This is a genomic window from uncultured Psychroserpens sp., from assembly GCF_947494225.1.
Taxonomy (GTDB): domain Bacteria; phylum Bacteroidota; class Bacteroidia; order Flavobacteriales; family Flavobacteriaceae; genus Psychroserpens.
In genome coordinates this window covers 321,173-343,108 of record NZ_CANLUG010000002.1, presented here as the reverse complement: position 1 = coordinate 343,108, position 21,936 = coordinate 321,173, and the positions used below count along the sequence as shown (strand labels likewise).

Below are 21,936 nucleotides of genomic sequence, written 5' to 3'. Positions count from 1 at the left end.
GCATTAGGTAAGTTGACAGTCTACAACACTTTTTCTTTTTGCGGTTACAGAATAGTATAAGTCGTTTTTACAACTTCCCCTAGTCTAAAATACCCTAGTACTTCCTCATCTGGACTATTAATATTGATACAATTTCCTTTTAACTGCACTGGTGTTGTTTGAAAAGGTCCACCGCCTTCACCTTCAGATTGCTCAATGAGTATATTGATGTAATTATAATATCTCTCCGACGTACCATAAATACTAATGTCAACGGTTGCCCCTGCAACTAAATCTTCATTATCAAATTCTATAAAGTTCTCATTACCATCAGTAAATTGGTCGCTTAATGCTGTTAATGTGAGTAAAGGGTTTACAGATGAATTAAATTCACCCAGATAATAGTTATCAATATTGATTGGGTCGTCAAAAAATACTTTAAGTTGAATTTCTTCCTCATCACCATCACCTTCAATTGTTTGTTCTACATCATTAATATCTGTTACAGACATCAGGGTTTCTGTTGCTGTATAAGTTTGTTCATTATACAGAATTTCTAAAGTATAGGACTGATCAACTACAGGCACAAAATTAGTAGTGATGTAATTACCATTATTTTGATCTTCAAAAACAAACTGCATCCCATCATTATCTTTTGTAACAACAACAGAAGCACCAGTAACAGGAACATCTGGATTATTACTAAAATACGTTGTAGATTCACTTAATGTAATGGTCTGTGTCTGTCCCGAAGTTCCCTTTTCCCAGTTAATGGAAGCCTCCACCACTAATCTTGGACCGCCATCTGGGACATTCACATCCACCGTGTCTGTACACGAATTAAAAAAACCAATCATTATCAAAATCAAGGCTATGCCTTTATGTCTTGTATTACTATTTGTATTTCTATGTTCGATATTTTCATTAAAAAAGTTCATAGTTCTAAAATTTAAAGTTGTAAGATATTGAAGGAATTATGCCAAAAATTGCAGTACGTGTAGCCTCATTGACACCAGTATCTGTGTTTTGTCCAAATGAAATGGAAGCAGCATTTCTTCTATTGTAGAGATTATAAATACTAAACACCCATTCACCTTGCCATTTTCTATCTTTATTTTTTCGCGGTGTAAGCGTAGCAGAAATATCCAACCTATGATAAGCAGGAAGTCTATCTGCATTTCGTTCAGAATAGGTTGCAACCGACAAGCCATTATACTGAAATTGCCCGTTTGGGTAGGTTACAGGTCGTCCTGTCTGAAAGGCGAAATTAGTTCCAAAACGCCATTTATCATTTAACTTATAACTTCCTGTAAACGACACATCATGTGTTCGATCATAAGGTGTACTGTACCAGTTACCGTTATTAATACCTAAGCCTCCTGCCGCACCTCCTGGTGTACGTTGTTCTGATTTTGAAAGTGTATAGGCCAACCATCCTGTGAAATTACCTTTATTCTTGCGAAGCAATAATTCTAATCCATAAGCTCTAGATTCACCAATAAGTATTTCCGTTTCAATGGTATTTTGTGCTATCAAATCGGCACCATCAATATAATCTACGCGATTATCAATAGTTTTATAATACGCTTCTGCCTCTATAGAAAACATATTGTCTTTAAAATTTCTAAAATATCCAATAGCGAATTGATCTGCAATTTGTGGTTTTAAAAATTTTCCACTTGGTGCCCAAACATCTAGAGGCGTCGCCGATGTTGTATTTGAGATTAGGTGTAAGTATTGTGCTATACGATTATAGCTTGCCTTAATAGATGAATTTTCATTGAGTTGATAAGAGACGGCGAAGCGTGGTTCAAAATTACCGAAGGTTTCAATACTCTTTCCTCTACCATATTCGGTCTCTCCAATTGGATCGGCTTGCTCATAAATATCTAACTGCGAATTGTAAACTACTGGTAGTCCGTTGGTATATTCATTTAACGTTTGTTTTCCTATACGATTAAAGTAGCTGTAACGCAATCCATATTGAGCCGTAAGTTTATCAGAAATTTTATGTTCTAAACTAACATAAGCTCCAGCTTCTAGAGCAAATTTATCATCCAATTTCATTGGGTTAATCCCAGAGCTTTCATTTAATGGATTTAATTGTCCTGGATTGAAATTATAGTAAATACCACTGACACCAAAATCAAATTTCAGTTTGTCGTTCATATAATATCCAAAATCATAACGCACATTATAATTGTTGATATCAGACTTCCAATCGATGCCTTCTGAATTGATTTCGAGGTTATAATTATACCTACTATAAATTAAAGACAAGTTCGAAAATAATTTATCGTTAAAAATGTGGTTCCAACGTAAATTCCCTGTGAGATTCCCATAAGAATTGGTAAAGAAATTAGATAACTTAAAACTATCATTTCCGAGGTAACCAGACAGGTACAATTTGTTTTTATCGTTAACCTGATAATTGGTTTTTAAATTAAGGTCGTAGAACCCAGCGCGATTGTTATTGTTTGCTAAAGCCAGAAACAAGTTGGCATATGATGCACGACCTGCCAGTAAAAATGACCCCTTGTCTTTAAACGTTGGTCCTTCAACTGTAAGTCTACTAGAAATAGCACCAATACCACCAGAAAGTTTGAAGTTTTTACTATTACCATCCTTCTGTCTGATATCCAAAACAGAGGAAGCGCGTCCTCCAAAACGTGCAGGAATACCGCCTTTATATAATTTAATATCTTTAATAGCATCTGCATTAAACACCGAAAAGAAGCCAAATAAATGGGATGCATTGTAGATAATGGCTTCGTCTAACAATACTAAGTTTTGGTCTTCTGCACCACCACGAACATTAAATCCAGATGCGCCTTCACCTGCATTGGTAACACCAGGTAACATCTGTAAGGATTTTATCACATCTACTTCGCCCATAACTGCGGGCATTTGCTTAATGGTTTGACTAGAAAGTTTAGCCACACTCATCTGTGGTGTTCGTAGATTTACTTTTTTAGACTCTTCTGCTGTAATAACAATCTCATCTAATTGCCCAGCATCTTCTGCAAGTTCGATGTTAAATTTAGTGCTTTGATCTAGTACAATTGGCCTTTCTATAGTTTTGTATCCTAAATACGAAATCACCAAAGTATAGTTCCCTTTAGGCGCTGTTAGCGAATAAAAACCATATTCGTTTGTTGTAGCGCCTATTGAAGTGTTTTTTAATAAAATGGTAGCTCCCAAAAGAGTTTCTCCATTTGCTTGGTCTTTAAGCGTTCCACTCACCGTAAATGTTTCTTGAGCAAAGCCAAGCCAAGAGATAAGTAGCGTACCAAAAATCAGTGTTTTGTTCATAAATAAATGTTGTTTTTTGATTAAGATTCGCCAAATATAACGGTGGAAATACTCTCGAAGTGCAGAGTATTATTGAGTTAGGTGTAGAATGTCTTTTTTAGGTGCGAAATGATTTTAGTTTAACGTTTTCTTAGGAATTTATCGTGAGTTCAACTAAATATAATGTCAGACATTTTATCAATTTATGTTCTAAATTTCCTGTTTGTGATATCGAAGACATGAAGATTTTGATGATTAAGACAAGGTCTAGTGCAAAACTATTTAAGACCTAATCATCACGTATTTTGTTTGTTTTTTAATGCGCTTTATTTCTTATGTAATTAATACTTAGAGAGCAGAGATTTTACATCTTTAATATAGGTTTTAGATACTGGAACTTTTAACACACTTGCTTCATCTAAAATTACGTTAGGCTTTTGATTGATGCATTTTAACTCTTGAACATTAATCAAGTTTATAGCGAATGAACGATGGCATTTGAAGATAGACGGAATATCTTGAAGTTCGTTCAATAGTTTTGAAAACCTCGTTCTTATATTTTGTTCTATCAATGCATCATTGCGCTTATACTTAATAGACACATATTGGTTTTTAGATTCTATAGCATAGAGGTTATTTAAGGGAATTGTTAATTTACATTCGCCCTTCTCGTCCAAAATCTTAATGAGTTCTTCATTGCCAGAAGCAATTTTATAATGTGTGGTCACCACATCTAAATCGGTTTTTAATTGTTGCTTATCATTTTTCAATTGTTTTAAATGGACATACATTGAACAGCCCAAAACAGGGTATAAAAGCACAAATACTAAAGCCAGGTACGTTATTAAGACATCAAAAACCAATTCATCTAATATAGCATTGACCGAATTTAGCTCTTCATTATCAAAGGTAATTTCTACAGCAGCACTTAATAGAACAATTAAAGCAATGTCTATTAAAAACCATTTTAAAAAGCTCTTTAAATTGTTCTTGGTATTAGGAAAGCGTTTTCGCAATACAAACTGACTTACATATAACACAATAAAAACCACAGTACTTAAAAAGATAATTAAGGCTAAAATTTGGAGAAGTGAGTGTTCTCCACTTTCTATTTCTGCGCTTAATCCAAAAGGTTGATACACTAATAAGAATAGCATAAAGAACACACTACAGCTTATAATATAAAGCCATTTTTCTTTTTTGCATTGAAAATGATGAAACGGTAGATTTAAAAATTGATGAAATTGCATTGGTTTGTTAGAGTTTGATTTTGCATTAGAGCAAACTACATTTTATCCAATTTAGTATAAGCAATTTCTTAAAGGTTTGTTATTTTTAATTCTATTTCATCAGTTTTTATCTTTTAAAGTCATGTAAGTTTTTATCATCTAATTTTTGGCTTCACGTCTATATGGTTAAAACCCAAAGCCTAATTTAAAGGCAATACGTAAACCATCATCACTATTAAATGCTGAAAGATTAGCTGTAATCATATCTGCTGCATTTGCAAAAATACCGCCTCCAAAAGAATTGTTCCAGCGATCTGAATCTTCTCCATCTAGCCATACGCGACCATAATCTACACCTCCATAAAACCCAATATTTAATGGAAGTAATCCTGTTTTGACCTTACGTAGGTTGAGTCTTAAATCTGTACTTTGCACAAAAGTACTATTTCCTATAAAACGTTCATTTCTGTAGCCTCTAAGACCTTCATTTGCTCCTAAGTTGGCACCTTGATAAAACTCAAAATCATCACCTAAGTTGATTTGTCCTTTAAGTTTAGTAGCCAACACCAGTTGACCACTTGGCACCAATTTATAATCGAAACTTAACTCCGGAATAATGTAACCAAAACCACTTGATGTGCTTACATTATTTTTATATCCCGTTTCCAGTGCAATCATCATTCCCAACGTTGGAAAAGCGGCATTATCTGTATTTGCATATTGGTACTTTGCTTCTATACCATAAAAATCTTGTTTATCAAATACGGCATTATTAGCAGGTAATAAGGCTATAAAGCGGTTTTCTGTTCGCTCTACCTCGTTAGATTCGTAACTAATACCAACTTTAAAACTAGCACCTAGTCTCCCTCTCCAAATTAATGAAGGCGCAATTTTAAACGTTCTTATTTTGACACGGTTATAATCAAGATCCACATCTAAGCCATCATCTTCATCAGCCTCAGGGTTTACAGATTCATTTCCAAGACCAAAGAAGTTAACCGCATAATTAGGACTTGTAAAATGTGCTTGTATACCTAAATTCATATCGCCTACCACATTAGCAAACTCACCATTATAACCCAAATCAAATCCTTCTGTTGCAAAATAGTAAGCCGCCGAAAACGTATGTTGAGATGTAAATGGATTACGTTCAAATCCATAATTAGTAAGCGTATTTGAAAATCCAATTTTAAAACCGTCATCAGGGTTTGCTCCCAATGTTGGTATAAATTGATTACTACTATTTTTTAATTTTTTATAATCGTATACATTGGTTTCGTAGTCGTCGGTTAATTTAATGCGGCCATTTTTGGTAATAAACTCGCTTTCTTTTGACTTATAATCGTAAATTTTTACACGCTTCCCATTTTGAACATCATAGCTATCCTTATTCTGCCCACCAATGAGCCTAATATTTATAAGTTTATTTCCTTCACCATAAACCTTAAACACATCGTCGTCGTCCAAACCATAAATCCAAATCTCTTTGGTGTCTTCACAGGTATAGGTTCGCTCGTGAAAAACATCCGATTTTTCACCTTTTTTAATTCTATAAGCCGTTACTCTTGTATTTCCATTTGGTAATCTTTCAATATCAAACCAATCATCTTTGTCTGTTCCTTTTATGAGTCCAAACATGTTAATGTGCTCATAATACTCATCCGATATTTTTTGCAGATTTGATCGTCTTCCTTGTAATTTCCGTTTTATGGTCTGAATAGTTTCTTGATTAACTTCCGAAGGAAAATATGTAAACGCCTCATCTATGACATCATCTGTAAGATTGGCAACAATATGTTGCACTTGAGCATTCCAAACCTCCCTATCAGATTCATTTATCAAGGCCATATCTAATGGATAGGGTTCTAAATTAAACCATTTAGGGCTTTTTAATTCTTCGTCATAACTCTTCATTAAGCGCAAAGCGGGTACAACAGTTGTTGCAAAACTTAGCAATGTTCCATCGGCCATAATTGAAAAGGCCTGATCCCGATCTCTTGGTACTGGTCGATAAATTGTTTTCCCATTTTCTTTAAATTTGGCCCAACGCCATTGATCTTCATGTCTATCCCAATCTCCAATAAGCATATCGAATAAGCGTGCTCTAATATAGGCGGCTTCATCCAAAATATGATCTTCATCTTCATGTAGTTCTTTTAATAGATCATCTGTACTTATCAATTCGTTTGAAAACCCAAAGCTTGCTTTGTCTCCATGACCATCAGAAGCCCGTTCTTCAATCATATATAGTTCATCTCCAAACTCCTCGTTATATATCCCTAATGCTTCTTGTTTAGGAATATAGTATAACACAGGGTTTGTGTGATATACACCTACTGCTTTAGACAATGTTCCTATTGTAAAAGGTGCATAAGGGTGAGATCCTGTAAAAACATCTAGCAGTAAACCTTCAGTGTATGTATCATCAAATTGTCCTTCAATATATTGATCTTTAAAGGCAACGGCTTGTAAGTATTGAACAGCGTTTTTACGCAGTGCTCTCATTACATATTCCCTACCTTGTTTATCTTCTAGTCTAACAGATTTTGATTGATGTCCTCCTCCTTTTCGAGTAGGTCTTAAACCTCCAAAAAGTGTATCAAGGTTTACTGTTGGTGCAGAAATATTTTGACTAAACTCGTCTCTATATCGCTTTCCCCAAAGCGCTCTATAGAGTCCTCCTTTTGTGGTTTCCTCTTTAGTGTAGATTGATGCTATTGCTTGTTTAGCAATGTTATCATTATAATTAACACTTGCTACTTCTATTTCAGGAGCGTGTACTTCCTTTTGAAAAACAGTTTCGTCATTTGATGCTTTAATAAAACGGACAAAAGAAGAACCATCTTTAAATACATCGAGCACAGCATATCCTTGAGTTCCATAAGAAAACTGACCTCCTTGTACATTTCGAGTTGCTGACACTTTAGAACCAGACCCACTCACAATTTGAGGTAAATTATCTTGAACTATATACTGTAAACTATGTTCATGTCCTGAAACAAAAATAGTCTTATCATTTTCTTGTGATAAAGTGATAATGCGCTTTCTAAGTTGGTTATACAATTTATTCTGTACATCTACAGTAGTAACCCCTCCTGTTTTTCTAATGATATTTTTAAGGGTTCCTAAAATTGGAATTGGCTTCATATGACTTCCAAATGAAAATTGTCCTCCATGTGAACCATTAGTAAATATAGGATGATGTAAGGCAACAATAGTAGTTTTACCCCGAGCTTTCTTTATTAAACTTTCGAATTCATCAAAGAACTTATTTCGTGTCTTGATATCGCAATCATCATTAATTGTAGGATGGTCATCCCAATTGGTTAAATACCATTCAGAATCTACCAAAATCATAACAATATCTTCAGAGATATTAACCTTTTCTAATGGGCATCCGTTTTCTGGTAAAAATGTATTCTTTCCTAACTTATCTTCAATATATCTCTCTTGGCGTTTCAAACCTTTAACGCCGTCACTATACCAATCATGGTTCCCTGGTAAAAAAATAGTTTTTCCTTTAAAATCTTTAACAACACTTGTTTGTGCATTAAGTTGATATTCTGCAAATGCTCTAGATTCTTCTCCTTTTTTAGGTAATCCTTTAGGATAAATATTATCGCCTAAGAAAATGGCTGTACTATTTTTCGATGCGCCTTCTAATTCCTTTTTAAAAGCACTTAAACCTTCTGACAATTCTCCCTCTGGAGAGTTCCCTGCATCTCCAATTAGGTAAAACGTATGATCAATCTCTTTACCCTCTGGATAGGTATTAAAGTACTTTTTTACGTCTTCACTGATCTCAGTCTCCTGTGTCTTTGTGAAATCATATTGTGCCTTATATGTTGCGCAGGCGTTTAAAAGCGCCCCTACAACAACTAATGTTATTAATTTCTTGAAGATTTTCATTTGGATGGTTTTCATTTTTAAAGATATTGATTCTTACGATAATTTCTCCCATAGACTATCGGTAAAATAGTGCTTGCAATCTAAAAAGTGTTTTTTAACACTAAAGTCTGTGTTTTGAGCCAATTGTTCTATTTCTGAAATAGCATATTTTTTTGAAAGCTCTGTCCATATAAGTTCATTTTGCTCAAAGGCGATAGTTGTATTCAATTTTTTGATCTCTATTGTCTGCGTTTTTAAGCTTACAATATAACTTCTAACCTCGCCATTTAAAGGATTATAGTGACAATAAAAATCGAAATCATCGATCTTAAAATCGGCGTCAAATTCGCGGTTAATTCGAAGTAAAAGGTTTAGGTTAAAACGTTTGGTCACACCAGTTTTGTCATAATATGCATTGTGTATTGTAATTGGATTTTTTTTCAAATCCATACCAATGAGTAATTTATCATTAATACTCATATTTTGATTAAAAAGTTTAAGCAAATTAATGGTATCACTTGGGGTATAATTACCAATATTACTTCCTAAAAACAAAAGCAAACTTGGCGTATTAGTTTTTGAGGTTTCATCAAGGATTTCAAAGTAATCACCAATTTTAGGTGTTATAGACAGTTGTGGTAATCGCGACTTTAATTTTTGGGTTAAAATCGTAATAGCTTCTTGAGATATATCAATAGGGACATAATTAAAATCGACGTTTTCATTTACTAAATATTCTAAAAGCTTAAATGTTTTAAATCCGTCACCAGCACCTAATTCGATAATATTAAAAGGCTCATTAAAGTCTAAATTTTCAACTATTTGTTGCGCTTGAAGCGACAAAATTTCAAATTCAGCATCAGTCAGATAATACTCAGGCATCTGCATAATTTCTTGAAATATGCGACTTCCATTGTCATCATAAAAATATTTAGAAGACAAATGTTTTTGTTCTGCGGTTAGTCCTTCTATTATGTCTTTTGCAAAGGTATTGTTCATATTATTTTACCAGTCTTATTCCTGAAAATTGCCATCTCATTTCAGGGTGAAAAAAATTGCGATACGTAGGTCTGCTATGACCATTTACGGTTGCTACCGAAGCACCTCTAAGCACCATTTGATTAATCATAAATTTGCCATTATACTCTCCAATTGCTCCAGGAGCTTTTGAGTAATTAGGATAAGGTAAGTAGGCACTATTAGTCCATTCCCAAAGTTCGCCATAGTTGAACTGTTTTGATGCCACTTCCCATTCAAATTCTGTTGGTAAACGCATCTGTTTCCATTCGGCAAAAGCATATGCTTCATAAAAACTCAAATGGCTTACTGGGTTTTTAAGATTAACTTCTTGAAAACCCTCTAAGGTGTATTGATGCCATTTACCATCTACTTTATGCCAATATTCTGGTGCTTGAATTCCATGTTGTTGTATAAAATCCCACCCTTCGGCATGCCATAGATTAAAATTAGTATAACCTTGGTCATCTATAAAGTTGATATAATCTTCATTAGTTACTAATCGATTAGAGATTTCAAACTCATTTAGATATACTTTATGTCTACCAAGCTCATTGTCATAGCAAAATGAATCTTCGTCATGTCCAATGCTATAAATACCTTCATCTATTTTATGCCATTCTTCTGGTTGGTCAATTTCTGAAAGTCGGATAGCATTCTCAATAGTTGGAAAGGTTGGTTGATTTCCTAAAATATATTTGATATCATAATAAAACAACTCCTGATGCTGTTGTTCATGTTGTAAGCCTAGTTCAATAATTGCTTTGATATCTTCTGAAATAGTTTCAGACAAAAACTCAAGCATTTGTTGGTCAACATAGGCTCTATACTGATACACTTCATCAACCGTTGGTCGTGTCATTAAACCTCTATTAGGTCTCAATACGCGTTCTCCGGCATTGTTATAATAGCTATTAAATAAATAGGCAAAATCTATATCGAAAACTTTATAATTTGGTTTATGTGCCGACAACACAAACTGCTCAAAAAACCAAGTACTGTGGGCCAAATGCCATTTAGGAGGTGAAACAAAAACAGCTGGTTGTACAGAATAATCTTCAGTTTTAAGTGTTCTGCATAACGTTATAAATCGCTGTCGTGTTTCTATATACGAATGTTTTAATGTCATTGATTGATGATGAAAGTTTTAAATTAAATAAGTTCTGTGTCAATAATCACTTCATTTTGTAGTGTTTTATGTACAGGGCATTTTGAAGCAATCTCTTTTAAACGTTGTTTTTGCTTATCGTCTAAGTTACCAATAAAAGTCAACTTTTTAGATAAATGATCAATTCTTGTAGGCTTTTCTAAATCTAACATTAAATCGTCACTGTGCTTCTTAGAATATGTTATGTGAGCATACACTTCTTGTAAATCCCATTGCTTACGTTCTGCATATAATTTTAAAGTCATTACAGTACAAGCTGCAAGTCCAGCACTCAGAAAATCATAAGGTGAAGGTCCAAAATCATCACCACCAACACTTTCGGGTTCATCTGCAATGAAATTGTGCTTTGCTGTTTGAATTGTTGTTGTAAAATTATTTTCTTTTAGATTCAAATGAGCAACCAATTGTTCTCCATCAGTATCTAACATAAGGTTTTCTTCAGGCTCAAAATAACGTTGCACCCAACTCCCTATTAGATTACCAGCATACAGGCTATCTCTTGTGTTAGACAGCAAGTGGTCTGCATGATCTAAAGTTATAAAACTTTTAGGGTGATGTGCATTATGATATAACTGTTCTGCATTTTTAATACCAACAATGGTGTCTGTAGGTGAATGCATGATTAGTAGTGGTTTTCTCAAAGACTTTACAATCGAAGGCAGATCGGTTTTATCGAAGTCAGAGACAAATTCATCGTCAATTTTAAAGGGCCTTCCTCCAATGTTAATTTCAACTTTACCTTTTTCTTTTACCTCCTCGATACCATGAGAAAATAAATGTTTTACATGACTCACTGTTGAAGGCGCTCCAATAGTAGCTACGGCTTTTATATTATCTAATTTTGAAGCCGCCACTAAAACTGCAGCTCCACCTAGTGAATGCCCAACAAGTAATGAAGGCGCTTTATAATTTTTAGCGAGATAATCATTAACCGCAATGAGATCATCAACGTTGGCAGAAAAATGACTTTCAGCAAATTCTCCTTCACTTCGTCCTAAACCGGTAAAATCGAATCTTACAACTCCAAAGCCATGATTAGTAAGAGATCTGCTAATATTTTTTACTGCGTTTAATGCGCTACTACATGTAAAGCAGTGTGCAAAAATGGCAAAATAATGTGGTTTTTGATTGGCTGGCAACTCCAAATATGCCTGTAACTTATGGCCTTTTTTGTTTTCTATTTTTAATCGCTCGTTACTCATATTTATTATTTTTTATGCTGTTATCTCCTTTTTTAAATGGTCTAATTTGTCTTGTTTAATGGCATTAGCATAATTCCTAAGCAACAGTATCAACTTAGGGTTTATAAAGGATTCACAAAATGGTTTTTTAGGGTTATTAAAATAGTAATTGGTAATCTCTTCTCTAGATGGTTTAAACTTTAGAAACTCTAAAACCAGCGTTATTAACGCACCATCTCTTTCTTTGTTCAATGTTGTTAAAATCTGATTTACTTCGGTGTTTTGCTGTTCGGAAAACGTATAAATTGCTGAGCGATATTTCGACCTCATTGAGTGATTTTTGGTACTCTTATGCGTTAATAAATGTATTTCAATCAACAAGCTAATGTTAATCGTATCTGGATCGTAAGTGACAATTATGCCTTCAGAAAAACTCGAAAATTCATCAGTTGAGGCCAAATAACCTTGATCTACAGAAATAACACCTTTCAATGACTGAAATACAGCTTCAGTACACCAATGACAACCGCCTCCTAAACCTATTTTCTCATCTGCAATCATTACTTAATAACCTCGACACCTCGCCAGAACGCTACGTACCCTTTAATAGATTTAGCTAACTGAGATACCTCAGGGTAATACCACGCCGCATCTCTATTTTCTTTTCCGTTTACATCCAAAGTATAGTAGGATGCTTCTCCTTTCCAAGCACATGTAGTATGGGTTTCACTTGATTTAAAAAATTCTTTCTTAATACTTTCGGGTGGAAAATAATGATTGTTTTCTATCACGATAGTATCGTCACTCTCTGCTATAATTTGATCATTCCAAATGGCTTTCATCTTCTATTAATTTAAAATTGTTTAAAAACTGAATTACTTTCTGGTTTGGCATTTCGCATGGCTTCAGTAATTCTTTCTCCGATGTTATATAATAATTTAAGCTGATTACATCATTACCAGCCAACTCTTTAGCATATACTTTTATACTTTTCCCTTCATTAAAATCGTCTCTTGTAACTCCATATTTTTTCTTTTGAAAAAGAACCTCTACATAACCTTTTGGCAACAACTTTATACGATTTAGAATACTCATTACGAACTACATGATAACATAGAACATCCTACTTTATGTCTCGCCCAATCTGGTCTTTTGGCAAACCATTTCTCGTATTTTGGCTGCTCATCATATGGTCGTTTTAAAAGTTGAAACAGTTCGTTAATTTGTTCATAATCTCCTTTATTTGCGTCATCTATCGCCAATTGCGCCATATAATTTCTGAGCACGTATTTAGGATTTACGGTATTCATTTTAGACTGCCTTTCGGCGTCAGAAAGCGCCTCCTTGATTAACCTAGAATTGTAGCGCTCAAACCAATCACGCCATTGCTGAGCCACAGCATCAGATATTTCATTTGGCACATAAAATGACTCCTTTACCAAGTCCAAACCTCCTTTAGCATCTCCTTTTTTAAATTGGCTTAGAAGTCTAAAAAACAGGGTCATATCGGTTTCGCTTAATACTAAAGCATCTTCTAAATCTTGGACTAATATATCATCTTTGTCGTCTTGTTTCTCTAAACCTAATTTAGTCTTCATCATTGCCAACGATTTTTTTTCAAAATCGGATTTATACTGTTCTAAAATAGCTTCAAGAGGTTCAACTTCTTCAATTAATGGAAATAATGCATTAGCCAATTGGTATAAATTCCAAAGCCCAATATTAGGTTGATTACCATAACGATATCGTTTATGCTGTTTATCTGTTGTATTTGGCGTCCATCCAAAATCGAAACCTTCTAACCATCCATAAGGTCCATAATCTATGGTTAAACCAAGAATAGACATGTTATCTGTATTCATTACACCATGCACAAAACCAACACGTTGCCAATGTATAATCATATCTAGAGTACGTTGTGCTACTTCCGAAAAAAACTGAATATAAGTTTCTTTAGAAGGATCTCCTAAGTTTGGAAAGTGCTGTTTTATGGTATAATTGGTTAAGGTTTTAAGTGTTTCGTGATCTTGTCTTGCAGCAAAGATTTCGAAACTTCCGAAACGTAAAAACGACGGAGCAATACGAGATACTATGGCGCCTTTTTCGTAGGCCGAATTGCCATCATATAGCATATCGCGTAATACCTCATCTCCAGACAATGCTAGTGACAAAGCCCGAGTTGTAGGCACTCCCAAATGATGCATGGCCTCGCTACATAAATACTCTCTAATAGAAGACCGCAATACTGCGAGCCCATCTGCAGATCTAGAATATGGCGTTTCACCTGCGCCTTTAAGCTGTACTGTCCATAATTTGTTATGATGCTCTACTTGGAATAAGTTAATCGCTCGTCCATCTCCCAATTGCCCTGCCCAATTACCAAACTGGTGACCACCATAACACATAGCATATGGCTGTGTATTGGTTAGCACTTTATTCCCTGTAAATATATTAGCAAAAGTTTCGCTCTGTATATCTGCCTCAGAAATTCCCAAAGCCTGAGACATTTCATCTGAAACATGAAGGATTTTGGGAGCGCTCGTCTGCTTTGGTGTTACATACGAAAAACAAGCATTTTTAACCTGACGTCTAGAATTTTCTAGAATAGGATCGGCTGGTAATTCTTGAATAAATGACTGTTTTAGATTTAGTTTCATAGTATAGCACATCGTCTTGTGCGATATGATTTTATGTTAATTCAATGCACATATAAGTTACATAATTCTTCTTTAACAAAGTTACGTTACTTTAATCTTAATAATTAAGACTCTAAGTTATGATTATTCTCAAATTGATCTCTTCTTATTTTAACCGCTTTGAAGGCGTAAATAATAAGCAAGCTGATGGCAACAAAAACCAATACTGTACCTACATAAAGTGCTATACTCGGGACACTCAATATCGCTTCGGTTTCAAAAACAACTCCCAATATACCAGACAACACATAACAACCGGTTGCAAGATACAACAAGGCACTAGCTCTTGTAAGCAATCCAAGTTGTTTAATTTTTCGTTCAGAAATTTTATGTTGATATGAGGAGCACTTATTAGACAGCAAGCTGCCAATCTCAGAACTCAAAGTCATCATTTGAGAGGTTGTAGACAAGATTAACATTCCTAATCCTGGAATAATCGTAATTGGTAAATACCAGTTCATAATTTAGTGCATAAAAATGTTCTATTCTATAGTATAAAGCCACTCTAAAATTTGTTGCTTTTCATTTTCCGACAATTTGGCATCGCTATGGATTTTAATATAAGATGGCAATGGCATTTTATCCTCTGTTATGTTCACGGCAATTTCTGAAATAACCCCAAGTTTATCTCTGCTATCTAATGTTGCCCAAGTCGAAAAATTAAGCTGTTCTTTACCTTCTTTTATATGATTATCTACAATCCAACTTATGGGAGCAATATGATCATACCAGAAATAATTAGTAGCATTAGAATGACAATTATAACACGAATTTTTGATGAGCTTCTTTACGTTTTCTGGTGCCTTCTCTTTAATTAAGAAATCATCCAAAGTTTCAGCTAATTGATCATTTTTATGAGGTCTATACAATTGTATTCCAATAAAACCAAGAGCTAAAATGATTAGAATTTTCCTTTTGACTGAGACCACCATTCTTTTTTATTTCAAATAGTTTCTAATACCATAACTGGCTAACACACCTTCTCCTGTTGCTGCTGCAACCTGCGCTATTGCGCCTTCTCTACAATCTCCGGCAGCAAAAATACCCTCAACAGATGTTTCAGCTAAATTTGTTGTTTTTATAAAGCCACGCTCATCCAACTCAACGACATCTTTAAACGATTGGGTATTTGGGATTAAGCCAATAAAAATAAACGCACCATCTGCCTTGATAGTTGATATTTCATTGGTGAGATTATCCTTCACCTTTAGACCTTCAAAAAGATCATTTCCGTTTGATGTGAATTCGAGCGCTGTTTTATTCATAAAAGTTGATATATTATCCATTGATTTCAACTTTTCTATATAGGTTTCAGATGCACTAAACGCTTCCGACCTATGAATAATTTTAACGCTTTTACAAAATCCAGCCAAAAATATACCTTCTTCAAGTGCCGAATTTCCTCCTCCAATAACTATGATATCTTTATCTCGATAAAAGGCACCATCGCATGTTGCGCAAAAATGAATTCCAGATCCAATCAATTCCTCTTCATTAGGTATTTCTAACTTTCGATATGTAGATCCTGTCGACAAAACAACTGTTTTCCCTAAGTACGTTGTGCTTTTTGTTTGGACTTCAAACACATTGTCTTGTTTTTCAATGCCAATAACTTCTTCCCCTGTTTTAATAACTGCTCCGTACGTTTGGGCTTGCTCTTCCATTTTCTCCATTAATTTAGGTCCAGATATAGACTGAAAGCCAGGATAGTTTTCAATTTTTTCTGTTAAAAAAGCATTCCCTCCAATTGTAGATTTTTCTAAAATCAACGTATCAAATCGATCTCGTTGTCCATAGATTGAAGTTGTTAGACCTGCGGCTCCACCTCCAATAATGATTGTATCAAAAACCTTATGTTCCTTTTCCATATTTATGGAAAGTAGTTTTGTGAGCTCTGCATTATCTGGGTTTGTATAAGGTTGATTATCGATTAATATGGTTGGAATAATACGTTTTCCATTATTAATCTCTTCAACTTTTTGAGTAGCCCAATCATGTACATCTACATCTATAAATTGAAAATTAACACCATTATCTCTTAAAAAACGTTTAGCACGTCTACAATCTGGGCACCAATCTGCTCCAAATAATTGTACATGACCTTGATCATTTAGTCCTAACACTGCTGCCAATTCTACATTTTCAGGATTGGTATACGATTTTTCATTAATGATTAGTGTTGGAATAATGCGTTTTCCATTATTTATTGCCTCTACTTTGGCCGTCGCATCTTTATCCAAATCGACATCTATAAAGGTGTAATCAATATTGTTTTCTTTTAAATATGATTTGGCTCGTCGACAGTCTGGACACCAATCTGCTCCATAAAGTATAATGTCATTCATTGTGTATAAGTTTATGTAAATGTTATGGTTGTTAACTTGCCTTATGAATGGTAATATCTTTCTCTATATATTTTACCATCTTTCCATTCGGTAGCTACAATTTGCTCAGACACCATTGTCGTTCCATCTTTAAGTTTTAGTGTCATTATCGCGTCATAGAATGAATGATCTCCTTTTACAGCATAATTTCCAACTTCATAACCTATAAACTCTTCTAAATCATTATTAATAAAGTCATCTTCAAACTTTACACAATATGCTTTTCCAATTTTTGGCTCTCCATTTCCTTCGCGCAATTGTACGTCGTCGTGTAAATACGCTTCCATAGCTTCTATAAACTCACCTTTAGCTAATAATGAATGAATATGTTTTAGATTATTTTCAATTTGATTTTCCATTTGATTTTATTTTAAATTATTAATACTACAAATTTAAGGTACGACTTGGCGAATTGGCGTATCTATTTTTCCTAACAAATTGTATTTTTTTCCTTAAAATTCATAACTGAAGTGCCAACCACCAAAAACCCTAAAGTCTTGCCCAACTAATACTCCAGCTGTTGGTCCTAAGTGAATTTTTCCAAGTGTAAATGCAAATTCAGATTCTAAATAGCCCGATAATTCGGTGTCTTTATGAGAGTTTGGCAATGATATACTTGGCCCAGTATTAACAGTTAAAAATGGCCACGGTTTATGACTTACCAATGCGGCAATCTCATGACCAACTCTTTGATTATCTTCAAACACAAAAGTATATCCAACACCAAAAGCCCATTTATGGGTAGTCCAATGTGTAAGATGAATTTCAGTTGCAAAATCACTTAAGTCCGTCTCGGTATTGTAAATAGATAATCCGGAAAGCACCAATTCTAATCCAGGCTCTTTAATATTATGATCCTGGGCTTTTGTTGAATGCCATATAAACATTATACAAACCAGGACGATTGTTTTTTTTACCATATATCAACTCTTAAAAAAAGCCCAAAAGCATACACATTATCTGCTTTTGGGCGACACTAAAACTATTTATGAAAATAGTTCAATAAACCAATGTATGCTATTAACGTTTTGCCGTGTTTTCTGGTGTAACCTCTTCGCCAACATTTTTCGCTGCTCTTAACACTGGATAATGTTGTGTAAACACAAAATCATCTGCAGCACTCGTATTATGACACGAATTACATTGCGCTGTTTTGAAAGGTTTACCTGTGGCTGCTAAAGTACCTTCGGTTGGGTTGGTAAAACTGAAATAAGCCCAATTCCCAGGCTCATCAGGAAAATGCTCTTTACTTTTAATAGTGGCTTCTAACCCAATAAAGTCACCCATAAAATAACCACTACCACTGACAGCCGATTTACCACCTACACTAACCAGTTCTTTTATAAGAATCGTGCCCTCTCTCCAAACACCTGTCTTTTTATAATGTTTATAACTCATGGGATCAATGTAAACATTATGGAACTCTGGGAAGGCCGCCTTGCCATTGTTCATATCATTAGGAGTTAATGGTGTTCCTACATATATCCAAGTTCTGTAATCTACAGGGCGTACTAACTCACCATTAGAATCCATTGTGAAATATGTGGCCTTTACGTAGGCGTCATTGTCTTTGCATGATGTTATAATTATCATAACCATCATTACTACTAGTATGTGCTTTAATTTAGTCATTTTTGAAATTAGTTTTTAATTATTATTGTAATGGAAATGCTGTTCTAACCATATCTTTTCCAATAGTATGACAGCTTACACAACCTTCAACACCGTTACCTATAGCGGCAATTTTATCGGCATCTGAGGAATCAGTTACTTCATACCAAAACCATCCATTTCCATCATCAGATTTATCGTTTGTTTTAGCCATTACTGCCCAGCCAGCAGGGTTTTCATCGGCATCATACATTTCCTTTATAACAACAGAACCCAATGGGTGTTCTTCATTTCCATTTTCTAATGATTCAGCAAGGATGTTATTTATAAACACTTTAACTGGTAATCCCAATTTTTGATGTGGACCTAAAGATGGATGTAGTTCTTTTTCTTGGTTCGTATAGCTTTTATATTTACCCGATTTCAGATAGGCAAATAATTGTGCTTTCCCTAAAGGAATTTCTAATGTTAAGTTTTCGGGTGTTGGAGCAGATGCTTCCCATTTTCCAACTTTAGGTTTTGCCTCAGCCGACGCCATTCGAGCCGATGCATTCTCTGGAGTAATTGTTGCTCCAACGGCCTTTGCTGCCGACAAAATTGGATAGTGCTGTGTAAATACGAAATCGTCTGCAGCACTTGTATTATGGCACGAATTACACATTTTTGTCTCAAAGGCTTTACCTGTATTGGCTAAATCTCCTCCCTCGGGATTTGTAAAACTGAAATATGCCCAATTTCCAGGTTCGTTAGGAAAATGTTTTTTGCTTTTAATAGTGGCTTCTAACCCAATGAATTCTCCCATAAAATAACCACTACCACTTGCAGCAGACTTGCCTCCAACACTTATCAGTTCTTTTACTAAAATTGTTCCTTCTCTCCATGTTCCATGTTCTTTCCAATGGTCATAGCTCATGGGATCAATATAGACATTATGAAATTCTGGAAAAGCTGCTTTCCCTCCATTCATGTCATTTGGAGTAACTGGAGTCCCAACATACACCCAAGACCTGTAATCTTGTGGTCGTTCTAGATCTCCAGCACTATTCATAGTAAAATAGGAGATGTCTTGATATCCTTCACCTTCGTTTTTACATGACCATGTAACTACAGCTATCATGGTAATGAGCAAACATATTTTATAGGTTTTTGTAAGCATAATTTTATTTGTTTTTGGTTAGTAATTAGTAAGTTTAAAATGTAATTTATTGATGTAATTATTATTCCAGAGGTTACCAATTTGAATTTCGGTCAAATCGAATGTTCCTTTCATTTTTTTGCAAATCATAAAAATCTTAAACATGTACATTTCATTTTTAGTTTTAGCTTTTTCAATTTTAAATTGAACAACCTCGGTGGCATTATTTAAAATGGTTTTCTTTATGTATTTAACCCAAGTTTGTTTTGGAATGAAACGTTGCTTGTTATTATAATTTACTTCTAGATAGTCATCGATATAGCGATTAATAGCTTCTTCTATTTTTTGATTCTTAAGAAGCATAAAGAACAAATCCTGATTGTCATTTTCATATGTTTTAATCGTATTGTCGTTTACTAAATCCATAAATAAAATATGTTAAAATTAACCTATTGAAATCCTATTATGTTGCACTTTTTTCCATATTACACTATGACTTAACACTTTGCATATTGTTGTCTGAATTTTTTTGCTGTAACACCTAGATGTTTTTTAAAAAACCGAGAGAAATAGGCTGGGTCATAAAACCCTACTTCAAAACAAATTTCCCTTATACTCTTATTTGTATAAACAATTAGTTTTTTACTTTCGAGTAAGAGTTTTTCCTTAATAATGTCACTTGGATTTTTGAGTTTGTTTTTTTGAAACAACCTGAGTAAGGTTTTAGGTTCAATATCCAATTGCGAAGCGTAATCTGAAACATTATGAAATATATTAAACTGCGCGCCCAATAATTCTCCAAAATAATTTATGTAATTGTCATCATCCTCGAATTTCTCGAGCAACGATGTCTTTAAAGTAGAACATATTGATGTCTTCAATTTATCTATGTCTATACAAGGGTTTGTTATTTCACGTTCTACGAGTGAAAACATAGTTTCTATTAATCTCGTTTCTCGGTTTTCTAGAAATAGAAGTGTGTGATTTCTAAAGTCCTTACGTGTTAGTTTATTAATATAACCACAGGAAAGTAATATCGATTGTGAAAAAATATCGGTATTAAACTCTATTAACTTTAGTTTAGATATGGCATTGCTTTGACAGCTAAATGTACAGCCTTCATCTAAGAGAACAACAGTGTTAGCCGGAATAACCATATCCAGATCATTTATACAGCAACTTATACTACAGTTAATATTCCATATCAAAACTGAAGCTACTCTAGTTTCAATAGTAAACGCTTCTGTTTTATACGCTCTTAAGCCTATATAAGGGTAATCATGTAACGATCCAATTTTTGATGGCATTTATGTATCTCTTTTTAGATACACAAAACTAGATATAAGGACCTCCTTAAACGTTAAACATTCTACCTGAATAGATGGCGATTTTCCTCAAATAGAACATAATTAGTAGATGTTTAACGTATTTTTCTTGAAGTAGATAGGAGATGTTCCTACCTGATTTTTAAAGAATTTTGAAAAATGAGATGCTTCAGAAAAACCTAATTCGTATCCAATCTCTTTAGATGATTTTTCAGAAAGCAATAATAATTTCTTTGCCTCAAGTATAATCCGATCATTGATGACTTGTAGAGGTGTTTTGTTATTATATTTTGTAAAAAGATTAGAGATTGTTTTAGGTGATTTATTTAGCAAATTGGCATAATCAGACACCTTATGTTTTTCTTTAAAGTTGGCTTCTACCAGTAAATTAAATTGTCTTATTATATCAACCTTAGACTGTTCCATTGACGGATCGATAATTGTCTTCTTTAAAAGTCTTACCGATTTAATAAGTAATCTTTTAAGTAAAACTCGTAACATTTCTCCTTGAACGTGATCTTTGGTTTCAAACTCTTCTTCGAAGAACATAAAATGTAGTTCAAAACTCTTTCGTTCCTTTTCGGTTAAATCTACAATGGCTGGAGCAGAAGATCCCAAAAACAAAAAACCGTTACAGGACACTTCATGGTCATGATCTCTAATACAATAAAATTCCCTGTCAAAAATTATTGAAATAGCCCCTTTTGAAAACGGCTCTATTTGAATCATATTAAAAGGCGTGCAAAATAACACCTGATTTTTTTCAAGTGTAATTGAATAACCATCGATACCCATATTTATTGCTGTATCCTTTGCCCATATAATTTTATAATAATCGCCTACCCCGAGCCTCTTTTCAAAAGAAGCACAATTAAAGTCTGTTAAGACCAAGTTTCCTTGTTCGGGATGTTTAGAGTATCTAAAATTCATTGTGCACTAAATTTGGTGGAGGTTAAATTGGAAAATTAAAGAGCTAGCGTCCGTAAACTTACATTATATTTTTTAAAAACATCTATGTGATAAAAAATTGAA

21 protein-coding genes are annotated in these 21,936 nt (G+C 34.1%); all 21 read right to left on the bottom strand.

What is annotated here, in order from left to right; genetic code table 11:
- Window positions 1-44 precede the first annotated feature (44 nt).
- Window positions 45-917, bottom strand: coding sequence for a DUF4249 domain-containing protein (locus tag Q0893_RS05575; RefSeq protein WP_299273172.1), 873 nt, complete (start codon window positions 915-917; stop codon window positions 45-47).
- 4 nt (window positions 918-921) lie between these two features.
- Window positions 922-3,291 carry a TonB-dependent receptor gene (locus tag Q0893_RS05570; RefSeq protein WP_299273169.1) on the bottom strand — a complete coding sequence of 790 codons (2,370 nt, stop codon included), beginning with the start codon at window positions 3,289-3,291 and terminating at the stop codon, window positions 922-924.
- A gap of 320 nt (window positions 3,292-3,611) precedes the next feature.
- A complete protein-coding gene (locus Q0893_RS05565) occupies window positions 3,612-4,520 on the bottom strand; it encodes a LytTR family transcriptional regulator DNA-binding domain-containing protein (protein ID WP_299273166.1) in 909 nt (302 codons plus the stop codon).
- A 165-nt stretch (window positions 4,521-4,685) separates the two neighbouring features.
- Window positions 4,686-8,408, bottom strand: coding sequence for a metallophosphoesterase (locus Q0893_RS05560; protein WP_299273163.1), 3,723 nt, complete (start codon window positions 8,406-8,408; stop codon window positions 4,686-4,688).
- A gap of 33 nt (window positions 8,409-8,441) precedes the next feature.
- Window positions 8,442-9,386, bottom strand: coding sequence for an L-histidine N(alpha)-methyltransferase (locus Q0893_RS05555; protein WP_298900567.1), 945 nt, complete (start codon window positions 9,384-9,386; stop codon window positions 8,442-8,444).
- Window position 9,387: 1 nt separating this feature from the next.
- Entirely contained in the window at window positions 9,388-10,533 is a 1,146-nt protein-coding gene (gene egtB / locus Q0893_RS05550) for an ergothioneine biosynthesis protein EgtB (RefSeq protein WP_299273158.1), read from the bottom strand.
- Window positions 10,534-10,556: 23 nt separating this feature from the next.
- Entirely contained in the window at window positions 10,557-11,774 is a 1,218-nt protein-coding gene (locus Q0893_RS05545; protein ID WP_298900569.1) for a bifunctional alpha/beta hydrolase/OsmC family protein, read from the bottom strand.
- A 12-nt stretch (window positions 11,775-11,786) separates the two neighbouring features.
- Window positions 11,787-12,314, bottom strand: coding sequence for a peptide-methionine (S)-S-oxide reductase (locus Q0893_RS05540; protein WP_298900570.1), 528 nt, complete (start codon window positions 12,312-12,314; stop codon window positions 11,787-11,789).
- Window positions 12,314-12,595 carry a DUF427 domain-containing protein gene (locus Q0893_RS05535; RefSeq protein ID WP_298900571.1) on the bottom strand — a complete coding sequence of 94 codons (282 nt, stop codon included), beginning with the start codon at window positions 12,593-12,595 and terminating at the stop codon, window positions 12,314-12,316. The genes Q0893_RS05540 and Q0893_RS05535 overlap by 1 nt, the downstream gene beginning before the upstream one ends.
- Window positions 12,576-12,848, bottom strand: coding sequence for a peptide methionine sulfoxide reductase (locus tag Q0893_RS05530; RefSeq protein ID WP_298900572.1), 273 nt, complete (start codon window positions 12,846-12,848; stop codon window positions 12,576-12,578). The genes Q0893_RS05535 and Q0893_RS05530 overlap by 20 nt, the downstream gene beginning before the upstream one ends.
- A complete protein-coding gene (locus Q0893_RS05525) occupies window positions 12,848-14,410 on the bottom strand; it encodes a YdiU family protein (RefSeq protein ID WP_299273151.1) in 1,563 nt (520 codons plus the stop codon). Before Q0893_RS05525 ends, Q0893_RS05530 begins: the two co-directional genes overlap by 1 nt.
- Window positions 14,411-14,514: 104 nt before the next feature.
- Window positions 14,515-14,910 (bottom strand): hypothetical protein, encoded by a 396-nt coding sequence (locus Q0893_RS05520; RefSeq protein WP_298900574.1) that lies wholly within the window; start codon window positions 14,908-14,910, stop codon window positions 14,515-14,517.
- A 21-nt stretch (window positions 14,911-14,931) separates the two neighbouring features.
- Window positions 14,932-15,381: a heme-binding domain-containing protein gene (locus Q0893_RS05515; RefSeq protein WP_298900575.1), complete on the bottom strand. Its 450-nt coding sequence runs from the start codon at window positions 15,379-15,381 to the stop codon at window positions 14,932-14,934.
- Between the two features lie 6 nt (window positions 15,382-15,387).
- Complete coding sequence (locus Q0893_RS05510) at window positions 15,388-16,794, bottom strand: FAD-dependent oxidoreductase (RefSeq protein WP_298900576.1); 1,407 nt, start codon at window positions 16,792-16,794, stop codon at window positions 15,388-15,390.
- A 41-nt stretch (window positions 16,795-16,835) separates the two neighbouring features.
- Window positions 16,836-17,192 (bottom strand): hypothetical protein, encoded by a 357-nt coding sequence (locus Q0893_RS05505; protein ID WP_299273145.1) that lies wholly within the window; start codon window positions 17,190-17,192, stop codon window positions 16,836-16,838.
- Between the two features lie 93 nt (window positions 17,193-17,285).
- On the bottom strand, window positions 17,286-17,753 hold the full coding sequence (locus Q0893_RS05500; protein ID WP_299273142.1) for a hypothetical protein: 468 nt from the start codon (window positions 17,751-17,753) through the stop codon (window positions 17,286-17,288).
- A 100-nt stretch (window positions 17,754-17,853) separates the two neighbouring features.
- Complete coding sequence (locus Q0893_RS05495) at window positions 17,854-18,465, bottom strand: cytochrome P460 family protein (RefSeq protein ID WP_299273139.1); 612 nt, start codon at window positions 18,463-18,465, stop codon at window positions 17,854-17,856.
- 22 nt (window positions 18,466-18,487) lie between these two features.
- Window positions 18,488-19,600: a cytochrome P460 family protein gene (locus Q0893_RS05490; RefSeq protein WP_299273136.1), complete on the bottom strand. Its 1,113-nt coding sequence runs from the start codon at window positions 19,598-19,600 to the stop codon at window positions 18,488-18,490.
- 18 nt (window positions 19,601-19,618) lie between these two features.
- Window positions 19,619-20,005: a hypothetical protein gene (locus tag Q0893_RS05485; protein WP_298900581.1), complete on the bottom strand. Its 387-nt coding sequence runs from the start codon at window positions 20,003-20,005 to the stop codon at window positions 19,619-19,621.
- Between the two features lie 71 nt (window positions 20,006-20,076).
- Complete coding sequence (locus tag Q0893_RS05480; protein ID WP_299273132.1) at window positions 20,077-20,886, bottom strand: helix-turn-helix transcriptional regulator; 810 nt, start codon at window positions 20,884-20,886, stop codon at window positions 20,077-20,079.
- A 102-nt stretch (window positions 20,887-20,988) separates the two neighbouring features.
- Window positions 20,989-21,834, bottom strand: a complete 846-nt coding sequence (locus tag Q0893_RS05475; protein ID WP_298900585.1) for a helix-turn-helix transcriptional regulator — start codon at window positions 21,832-21,834, stop codon at window positions 20,989-20,991.
- Window positions 21,835-21,936: the final 102 nt, after the last annotated feature.